This is a genomic window from Streptomyces sp. NPDC048718 (assembly GCF_043198875.1).
Classification (GTDB): domain Bacteria; phylum Actinomycetota; class Actinomycetes; order Streptomycetales; family Streptomycetaceae; genus Streptomyces.
In genome coordinates this window covers 1-8,731 of sequence record NZ_JBICVG010000032.1, presented here as the reverse complement: position 1 = coordinate 8,731, position 8,731 = coordinate 1, and the positions used below count along the sequence as shown (strand labels likewise).

Sequence of the window (8,731 nt, the reverse complement as noted above, 5' to 3'; positions counted from 1 at the left end):
CGTAGCCGGGCGGTCAAGGGTGGCCGAAGGCCATCGCGCAAGCGACGCGACCGAAGGGAGCGCCCTTGAGGGCCCGGCGAAGGGGGCCACACTCGGAAAGAGGGCGGGCCACCACCCGAACCCACCGCAAACGCCCACCCCTAGGACCCGCCCTGACCCGCACCCTCAGAAGCCCCCACCCCCACCTCACCCCTCCCCCTCCCGCTCCGGCATCTCCTCGATCTCCCTCAGCTCCACCCCCACCGTCCAGTGCTTCGGGTGGACCTCCAGGAAGCGCCGGGACCACTCCAGCGCCTCGGCCTTGTCCTTGCACCGCATCAGCGCGTAGCCACCGACGACCTCCTTGGTCTCCGTGAAGGGGCCGTCCGTGGAGCCCACCTTCCCGTCCGACCAGGTCAGCCGGGTCGCCTCGGCGGTCGGCTTGAGCCCGGCGGTGTCCAGCATGACGCCGGCCTTGGTGATCTCCTCGAAGAGCGCGCCCATGCGCTCCTGGAAGCCGGCATCGGCGTCCTCGATGTCGATGGTGTTCTCCTGGATGCGGACCAGGGACAGATAGCGGGGCATGACGCCTCCTCGGCTGGCGGTGGCGGGGCCGTTCCCCGCCTTCCACTCATACGCCGGACGGGAACCGCCCGCATCGACAGCGCCGCCGGGCTGTTCCCCCCGCCGCCCCCGAACGGCTCAGAGATAGTCCTCCAGACGGGCCACCGTGAACCCCTGCTCCTCGATGTGACGCAGCAGGTTGGCGGTCATCTGGGTCATCGTGCGGCCCTTGAGTTCGGACGGGCCTCGGAAGTGGGCCAGGATGATGTCGCCGGGCCGCAGCTTCCGGTCCGGGCGCTGGTACTGCATGTCCTTGATCTGCATCGACTCGCGCCACAGCACGATCGCGTCCAGGCCGCACTCCGCCGCTGCGGCGCGGGTGCCCTCGTTCCAGTTGCCGTAGGGCGGACGGAACAGCCGGGGGCGCTTGCCGTACTCCGCCGCCAGTTTGTCCTGCTGCCCGCAGATCTCCCGGCGCTGGGCCTCCTGGCTGAGGGTGCGCAGGTTCGGGTGGGTGAGGGTGTGGTTGGCGAGACCGTGGCCCTGGGCGATGAGCGGGGCGAAGTAGCCCCGGTCGTTCCGTATCGCGCTGTCGGTGAGGAACATCGTCACCGGCACCTTGAGGTCGCGCATCATCGCGACGAACTCGGGATCCTTCTCCGCGCCGTCGTCGATCGTGATGAAGACGATCTTCTCGGTGGTGGGGATGTCGCTGACGACGGGGACGGGGCCGCCGGCCGGGCGCGTCACCGGCTTCGTCGCGGGCGGCGCGGGCGGGGCCGCGAGGGGCTTGAGCCCCCATTTCCGGTACGCGGCGGCGCGTGCGGCGGCCGGGTCCTCCGGGCTCTTGGCACCCGCCGACGGGGCCGCACCCGATGGGGTCGCGGCCGGGCTTCCCGGCGTCTCGGTGTCGGCGCTGGCGGCCGTACAGCCGGTCGCGAACAGAGCCACGGCGGTCAGCGCCGCCCACAGCGCGATCGTCTTCTTCACGCGCTGTGGGATGCCCGAAATTATCGAATGGTTGCTCTATCTACGAATATTCATTCGCACTACATCAGGGCGACGCCGCGTACTACGCCGTCTCCACCGGCCCCACCGACTCGAAGCGCCAGCGGTGCACCGGCCGGGTGACCAGACCCGCGTCCGGGTCCGGCAGCTCGGGCAGCTCCGCGCCCAGCCCGTCCGCCGTCTCCCACCAGGTCAGGACCAGCACCCGGTCCTGCGGCGCACGGAAGGTCTCCCGGCGCGCCGGCGTCCCCGGCAGGACCTGGGCGCGCGCCCACTCCAGGAGTTCGGCGCCGCGCCCCTCGGCCGCGCGCGCCTCCCACATCAGCGTGACGGTGACGGTGCTCACGAGTACAGGTTGTCCTTGCTGACCTCGTGCACGTGATCGTGGTCGTGCACATGGTCAGAGCCGTGGGCATGGGCGCCGGGCACGTGCGACTCGGTCACCGGCAGCGAGGAGTCCGCCGACAGCTCCCAGTCGGAGGCGGCCCGCCCTCGGGCGACCATCTCCGCGCCGAGCGCCGCGACCATCGCGCCGTTGTCGGTGCACAGCCCCGGCCGGGGCACCCGCAGCCGGATCCCGGCCCGTGAGCAGCGCTCCTCGGCGAGCGCCCGCAGCCGCGAGTTGGCGGCCACACCGCCGCCGATCATCAGATGGTCGACACCCTCGTCCTTGCAGGCCCGGACGGCCTTGCGGGTGAGCACGTCGACGACCGCCTCCTGGAAGGACGCGGCGACATCCCGTACGGGCACCTCCTCGCCCGCGTTCCGCTTGGCCTCGATCCAGCGGGCCACGGCGGTCTTCAGACCGGAGAAGGAGAAGTCGTACGCGGGGTCCTTGGAACCGGACAGACCACGCGGGAACGCGATCGCCTTCGGGTCGCCCTCCCGCGCGAGCCGGTCGATCACCGGGCCGCCGGGGAAGCCGAGGTCGAGCACCCGGGCGATCTTGTCGAACGCCTCGCCCGCCGCGTCGTCGATGGTGGCGCCCAGGGGCCGGACGTCGGAGGTGATGTCGCTGGACAGCAGCAGCGAGGAGTGTCCGCCGGAGACCAGCAGCGCCATGGTCGGCTCGGGCAGCCGGCCGTGCTCCAGCTGGTCGACGCAGATGTGCGAGGCGAGGTGGTTGACGCCGTAGAGCGGCTTGCCGAGGGCGTACGCGTACGCCTTGGCCGCCGACACACCGACGAGCAGCGCACCCGCGAGGCCCGGCCCGGCGGTGACGGAGATGCCGTCCAGGTCCCGCGCGGAGACACCGGCCTGCTTCAGGGCGCGCTCGATGGTCGGGACCATCGCCTCCAGGTGGGCGCGGGAAGCGATCTCGGGCACGACACCGCCGAAGCGGGCGTGCGTGTCGACGCTGGAGGCGACGGCGTCGGCGAGAAGGGTGGTGCCGTGCACGATGCCGACGCCGGTCTCGTCGCACGAGGTCTCGATGCCGAGTACCAGGGGTTCGTCAGCAGCCATCAGATATCGGTCCCAGTTCCTTGAACGATCAGTCGCATCACGAGCGCGTCGACGTTGCCCGGCTGGTAGTAGCCGCGCCGGAACCCGAGGGGCTCGAAGCCGAAGCGCTCGTAGAGCTTCTGAGCCCGGGTGTTGTCCACCCGCACTTCGAGCAGGACTTCGTCGCACTCGAAGGAGGTGGCGGCCTGGATGAGGTCGGTGAGCAGCCGGGCGCCGAGGCCGGTGCCCCACTGGTCGCGGGCGACGGCGATCGTCTGCACGTCGCCGAGTCCGCCGGCCGCGGCGAGACCCGCGTAGCCGACGAGCCGTCCGTCGGCCGGGTCCTCGGCGACGACGTAGTGGCGGGTCGCGCGCGGGCCGCGGGCGTGCGCCAGCTCCGACCAGAACATGCCCTCGGACCAGGCGTCCTCGGGGAACAGGTCGGCTTCGAGGGCGAGCACCGGGGCCAGGTCCCACCAGCGCATCTCGCGCAGGACCGCCGCCGAGCGACGCTCGGCCGCCCCCGTGCCCGCGCCCGCGCCGCCGTCGGCCGTTCCGGTCACACCGGCCCCGCCGACCGCACTCACCGCGTCCGCCCCACCGACCGCACCGGCCGTGTCCGTCCCGCGGAGCGCACCGGCCGTGTCCGTCCCGCCGGTCGCGTCCGCCCCACCGGTCACATCGGTCACTTGGGCGTGACCACCTTGTAGTTCTTGGGCACCTGCGCGTCGGGCCGGCGCAGATACATCGGCTGCGGGTCGAGGAAGCCCTCGCCCCCGGCCGCCAGCTTCTCGGCCGCGAGGGCGGCGAGCGCCGCGGCGGACTGGTGCTCGGGGTCGCGGGCGTCGGGGAAGGCCTCGGGGTAGATCCGGGCCCCGGCGCCGACCACGGGCAGGCCCGCGAGCTGCTCGGCGATGTCGGCGGGCCGGTCGACGGCGGCCTCCGTCACGCGCGTACGGGAGTCGTCGTACCGCGCCCAGTAGACCTCCTTGCGCCGCGCGTCGGTGGCGACGGCGAAGGGCTCGTCGAGCCCGGCGGCGTAGGCGAGGCCGTCGAGCGTGCACAGACCGTGCACGGGTACGCCGAGCGCGGAGGCGAAGGCGGCGGCCGTGACGAGGCCGACGCGCAGTCCGGTGTACGGGCCGGGGCCGACGCCGACCACCAGTCCGGTCACCGCGTCGAGCTTCAGCCCGGCCGTCTTGAGCACCCGGTCGACGGCGGGCAGCAGCAGCTCCCCGTGACGGCGGGCGTCGACCTGGGTGTCCTCGGCGACGACGGAGTCCCCGTCGTGCAGGGCGACGGTGACGGCGGGTGTGGCGGTATCCATGGCGAGCAAGAGCACGCGAACAGCCTACGGCGCCGGACGCGGAGGTGCGGCGCCCCGCCCCCGCGGTACGACGGCTGCTACGGTCAGGCGTCAGACACCGATACGTACGTACGAGAGAAGGTAGGCGCACGGTGGCACGGAGCAGCTCGGGATTCGTGGCCGGGCTCACCGCGGTGGCCGTCGCCGCGGTCGCATTCCTCGCGTATCAGGCATCGGCGTCCGCGCCGGCTCCCAGTGAACTCGCGGCGGACTCCCGCACCCCGAGCGTGGCGCCCACGGCCACGGCGACCGGGAAGCCGAAGCAGCCGCACAAGGATCCGATAGCGCTGCCGGAGGGCTCGGGCACGGGCGAGCGGGTCGTCTACGCGCTGGACGACCGCCGGGTGTGGCTGGTCGACGCCAAGAACAAGATCACGAAGACCTTCACGGTGACGCCGAGCACGGTCTCGCCGCTGCCCGGCAATTACGCGGTGACCTCGCGCGCCGCCACGGTGCGCGGCTCCGACGGCGTGCAGATCGAGCACGTCGTGCGGTTCGCGATCACGCAGGAAGCGGTGATCGGCTTCAGCGCGGCGGTGGACGGCTCGATGCCGAGCCCCGACCCGTCGAAGAAGACCGGCGGCGTACGGATGAAACGCGCGGACGCGGACGCGATGTGGGCGTTCGCGTCGATCGGCGTGAAGGTGGTCGTGGTCCCGTAGGGGCCGCGTACCCGTAAGAGAGCACAGAAACCCGCACCCTTAAGGGACAGCGGGACACCGTCTACTCGTACGGGAACCAGGGGCGGGCCGCTCAGGCGGCCTCGTCCCGCATCATCCCGTCCTCGGACCCGGTCCGGTCCTCCGGCTCGTCGCTCGTCGAGGCCGGGGGAATGCGCGGGATCTCACGCTCGCCGGGCGGCGTCGACACGGCCTCGGCCGCCGCGCAGGCGGCCAGCAGCTCTCGCATCGAGACCTTCTCCGTACCGCGCACGGTTCCGTCACGCTCGGGCGTCGCCATGCTGCCTCCCGTAGGTTAGGTACACCTAACTCGGCTCGTTCCTCCATGTCATCACGGCGGGGAGCACCCGCGCAACATTTTCCCGACATGTTGTCGGAACGAGTGGCCGCGACCCGCGGACCTCACCCTGAGGGTCCCCGGGATTTCTCCGGGAGACCCCCGTGAGACCCCCGGGAGTTCCCTGAACGAGTTCCCCGGACGAGTTCCCCGGCCGCGCTCCAGGAAGGCCCCTGAGCCCACCTCCGGTGAGGGGGATCACAACAGCTGGAGGTCCTCCTCGGCCCAGCGCGCGCCGATGCCGTGCAGCATGACCGTGCGCCGGTCGTCGTCGGTGTCGCCGACGACACGGTGGATCAGTACGTGCAGCCGGTCGTCGGTCAGCTCCTCGACCTTGCCGTCGCCCCACTCCACCACCACGACGGACTCGGGCAGCGAGACGTCGAGGTCCAGGTCCTCCATCTCGTCGAGACCGCCGCCGAGCCGGTACGCGTCGACGTGCACCAGGGCCGGGCCGCCGGTCAGCGAGGGGTGGACGCGCGCGATGACGAACGTCGGGGAGGTGACCGCGCCCCGCACCCCGAGGCCCTCGCCGAGCCCGCGGGTCATGGTGGTCTTGCCGGCGCCCAGCTCGCCGGTGAGCATGACGAGGTCGCCGGGGCGCAGCAGCTTGGCGAGCCGGCGGCCCAGTTCCCGCATGAGTTCGGGCGAGTCGACGGCGAGGGTGGCCTGGTTGAGCGGGCCTGCGGGTGCGGGGGCGTGCGGAGTCTCCATGCCCGCCAACTTAACCGCTGCCGCGTCCCGCGTTCGCCGCCCGGGCCCCGCCCCGTACCCGGGCAGGCTCCGGCGCCTAGACCTGGGGTGGCGCTACTTCCTTCCCCTGGCCCGGACCGTCTCCCCCGCCCGTACGAGCAGGTCGGCGAGCCGGCCGGTGACCTCCTCGGGCCGTTCCAGCATCACCAGATGCCCGGCGTCCGGCAGGACCACCAGCTCGGCGTCGGGCAGCGCGCGGGCGATGGCCTCGGTGTGGGAGGGCGGCGTGACGAGGTCCTGGTCCCCCGCTAGGGCGAGCACCGGCAGGCCCCGGAAAGCGGCCAGGGAGGCGGTCTTCTCGTGCTCGGCGAACGCCGGGTAGAACTCGGCGACGACATCGATCGGCGTCGATTCGATCATCCGCTCGGCGAAGCGGGCGACGGCCGGATCGATGTCCTTCGTCGCGAACGAGTACTTCTTGACCAGTCCGGCGAACAGATCGGTGGTGGCCCGCCGCCCGCGTTCCACCAGTTCCACGCGCGTACCGAGGGCCCGCAGCACCCCGGGCAGCACCCGGCGCACCGCCTTGACCCCGGCCGGCGGCAGGCCGTAGCTGACGTCGTCGAGCTGCCCCGCCGACGTCCCGACGAGGGCGACACCCACGACCCGCTCCCGCACCAGCTCCGGGAACCGGTCGGCCAGCGCCATGACCGTCATCCCGCCCATGGAGTGCCCGACCAGGACCAGCGGTCCCTCGGGCGCGGCGGCGTCGAGGACGGCCTTCAGATCGCGGCCCAGCTGGTCGATGGAGACCGGCACCCCGTCGGGCCCGGTCTGGGCCGCCCCGCGCCCCGAACGGCCGTGGCTGCGCTGGTCCCAGTACACGGCACGGACCGCGCCGCGCAGGGCGGCGCGCTGGAAGTGCCAGGAGTCGGCGGCGAGGCAGTAGCCGTGACAGAAGACGACGGTGAGGGCCGCCGGCGGCTCGCCGCCGAAGAGACGCCGCGCCCGCTCCCCCGCGCCAACCCCTGCGGCCCCTCCAACCCCTTCAGCCTCGTCAGCCTCATCGACCTCGTAGAAGAGTTCGGTGCCGTCGTCGGCGAACACCCGCCCCGGGGTGCCGCGCAGGGTGCCGTACGGGCCTTCGGAGTCGAGCGCGAGCCGTGCCTTCTCCCGTACGGAACGTCCCAGGGCGAGCCGCTCGATCGCGACCCCGGCCGCCGCACCGGCGGCGAGCACGCCTATCGCGGCTCCGGCCCAGCCGGCGCGCCGCCAGGTGTCGTCGCCCACGGCCGGCCCGTCACTCCCCCACGTAGACCCGCGGCACGCGCGTGCCGATCCGGGTGACGATCTCGTACGCGATGGTGCCGGCGGCGTCGGCCCAGTCCTGCGCGGTCGGCTCGCCCTGGTCGCCGGGGCCGAACAGCACCGCTTCCGCGCCCGGTTCGAGGGTGTCGCCGGTGAGATCCACGACGAACTGGTCCATGGCGACCCGCCCCGCGACCGTCCGTACCCGGTCGCCGACGAGCACGGGGCCGCGCTCGGAGGCGTGCCGGGGGATGCCGTCCGCGTAGCCGAGCGGGACGAGTCCGAGGGTGGTCGGGCCGGGGGTGACGTAGTGGTGCCCGTACGACACGCCGTGGCCGCCCGGTACCTGCTTCACCAGCGCGACGCTCGCCTTCAGCGACATCACCGGCCGCAGGCCGAAGCCGGCGGAGGTGCCGATCGCCGGGTCGGGCGAGACGCCGTACATCGCGATGCCGGTACGGACGAGGTCGAAGTGGGCCTCGGGCAGGGTGAGCGTGGCCGGGGAGTTGGCGATGTGCCGTACCTCGGGCCGGACACCGGCCTGTTCGGCGTGGGCGATCATCGAGCGGAACGCGTCCAGCTGCGCGACGATCGACGGGTGCCCGGGCTCGTCCGCGCACGCGAAGTGCGACCACAGCCCGGTGACCTTGACGAGGCCCTCGGCCTCGGCCTTGAGCGCCTCGGTGACGAGTTCGGGCCAGTCGGCGGGCTGGCAGCCGTTGCGGCCGAGCCCGGTGTCGGCCTTGAGCTGGATCCGCGCCCGCTGCCCGGTCTCCCGCGCGGCCGCGGTGACCTCGGCCAGCGCCCACAGCCCGCTCACCGACATGTCGAGCCCGGCCTCGATGCCCTCGGCCCACGGGTCGCCCGGCGTCCACAGCCAGCACATGATCCGCGGCCCGGTCAGCCCGGCCGCCCGCAGCGCCAGCGCCTCGTGCGGCGTGGCCGTCCCCAGCCAGGTCGCCCCCGCGTCGAGCGCCGCCTCGGCACAGCGCACGGCACCGTGGCCGTACGCGTCGGCCTTGACCACGGCCATCAGCTGGACGTGGGGCGCGACACGGGCACGAAGCGCACGTACGTTCGTGCGCAGCGCTCCCAGATCGATCTCGGCACGGGCGCGGCGGGTCAGCGGTGTCTGGTTCATCGCGCCCTAGTCTCTCAGGTACGGCCCCCGGGCCTGCCCCATCCCATTTTTCTCCCCTTCCGCCCCACCCTCATCTCCCACCGGCGGACGGCAAGGCCCCACGCTCCACCCCCACCTACCTCCCACCCCACCCAAGCGGGAGGGGTGCGGGGCGGTGCGCCACGACGCGGACGGGAGCGGGGGCCGGGGAGGGGGTCGTGTTCGGAACGTAA

11 protein-coding genes are annotated in these 8,731 nt (G+C 72.8%); 1 reads left to right on the top strand and 10 read right to left on the bottom strand.

What is annotated here, in order from left to right:
- Positions 1–186: 186 nt before the first annotated feature.
- From ACGFRB_RS33285 to tsaB, 6 genes are all read right to left on the bottom strand, one after another.
- Positions 187–564: a YciI family protein gene (locus ACGFRB_RS33285; RefSeq protein WP_393248385.1), complete on the bottom strand. Its 378-nt coding sequence runs from the start codon at positions 562–564 to the stop codon at positions 187–189.
- Positions 565–681: 117 nt separating this feature from the next.
- On the bottom strand, positions 682–1,533 hold the full coding sequence (locus ACGFRB_RS33280) for a polysaccharide deacetylase family protein (protein WP_393248383.1): 852 nt from the start codon (positions 1,531–1,533) through the stop codon (positions 682–684).
- Positions 1,534–1,615: 82 nt separating this feature from the next.
- Entirely contained in the window at positions 1,616–1,873 is a 258-nt protein-coding gene (locus tag ACGFRB_RS33275; protein WP_363012537.1) for a hypothetical protein, read from the bottom strand.
- A gap of 20 nt (positions 1,874–1,893) precedes the next feature.
- Complete coding sequence (tsaD, locus tag ACGFRB_RS33270; RefSeq protein ID WP_363012520.1) at positions 1,894–3,015, bottom strand: tRNA (adenosine(37)-N6)-threonylcarbamoyltransferase complex transferase subunit TsaD; 1,122 nt, start codon at positions 3,013–3,015, stop codon at positions 1,894–1,896.
- Positions 3,015–3,479, bottom strand: coding sequence for a ribosomal protein S18-alanine N-acetyltransferase (gene rimI / locus ACGFRB_RS33265; RefSeq protein WP_361233622.1), 465 nt, complete (start codon positions 3,477–3,479; stop codon positions 3,015–3,017). Before rimI ends, tsaD begins: the two co-directional genes overlap by 1 nt.
- 200 nt (positions 3,480–3,679) lie before the next feature.
- Positions 3,680–4,336, bottom strand: a complete 657-nt coding sequence (gene tsaB / locus ACGFRB_RS33260; protein ID WP_393248381.1) for a tRNA (adenosine(37)-N6)-threonylcarbamoyltransferase complex dimerization subunit type 1 TsaB — start codon at positions 4,334–4,336, stop codon at positions 3,680–3,682.
- Positions 4,337–4,476: 140 nt separating this feature from the next.
- Between tsaB and ACGFRB_RS33255 the strand changes: the two genes are divergently transcribed.
- Positions 4,477–5,022 (top strand): hypothetical protein, encoded by a 546-nt coding sequence (locus ACGFRB_RS33255; RefSeq protein ID WP_393248387.1) that lies wholly within the window; start codon positions 4,477–4,479, stop codon positions 5,020–5,022.
- Between the two features lie 91 nt (positions 5,023–5,113).
- On the opposite strand, the gene ACGFRB_RS33250 is transcribed toward ACGFRB_RS33255, so the two are convergent.
- From ACGFRB_RS33250 to alr, 4 genes are all read right to left on the bottom strand, one after another.
- A complete protein-coding gene (locus ACGFRB_RS33250; protein ID WP_393248379.1) occupies positions 5,114–5,320 on the bottom strand; it encodes a hypothetical protein in 207 nt (68 codons plus the stop codon).
- 255 nt (positions 5,321–5,575) lie between these two features.
- A complete protein-coding gene (gene tsaE / locus ACGFRB_RS33245; RefSeq protein WP_363012523.1) occupies positions 5,576–6,091 on the bottom strand; it encodes a tRNA (adenosine(37)-N6)-threonylcarbamoyltransferase complex ATPase subunit type 1 TsaE in 516 nt (171 codons plus the stop codon).
- A gap of 93 nt (positions 6,092–6,184) precedes the next feature.
- Positions 6,185–7,360 carry an alpha/beta fold hydrolase gene (locus tag ACGFRB_RS33240; protein WP_393248377.1) on the bottom strand — a complete coding sequence of 392 codons (1,176 nt, stop codon included), beginning with the start codon at positions 7,358–7,360 and terminating at the stop codon, positions 6,185–6,187.
- Positions 7,361–7,370: 10 nt separating this feature from the next.
- Entirely contained in the window at positions 7,371–8,519 is a 1,149-nt protein-coding gene (alr, locus tag ACGFRB_RS33235) for an alanine racemase (protein ID WP_393248375.1), read from the bottom strand.
- Positions 8,520–8,731: the final 212 nt, after the last annotated feature.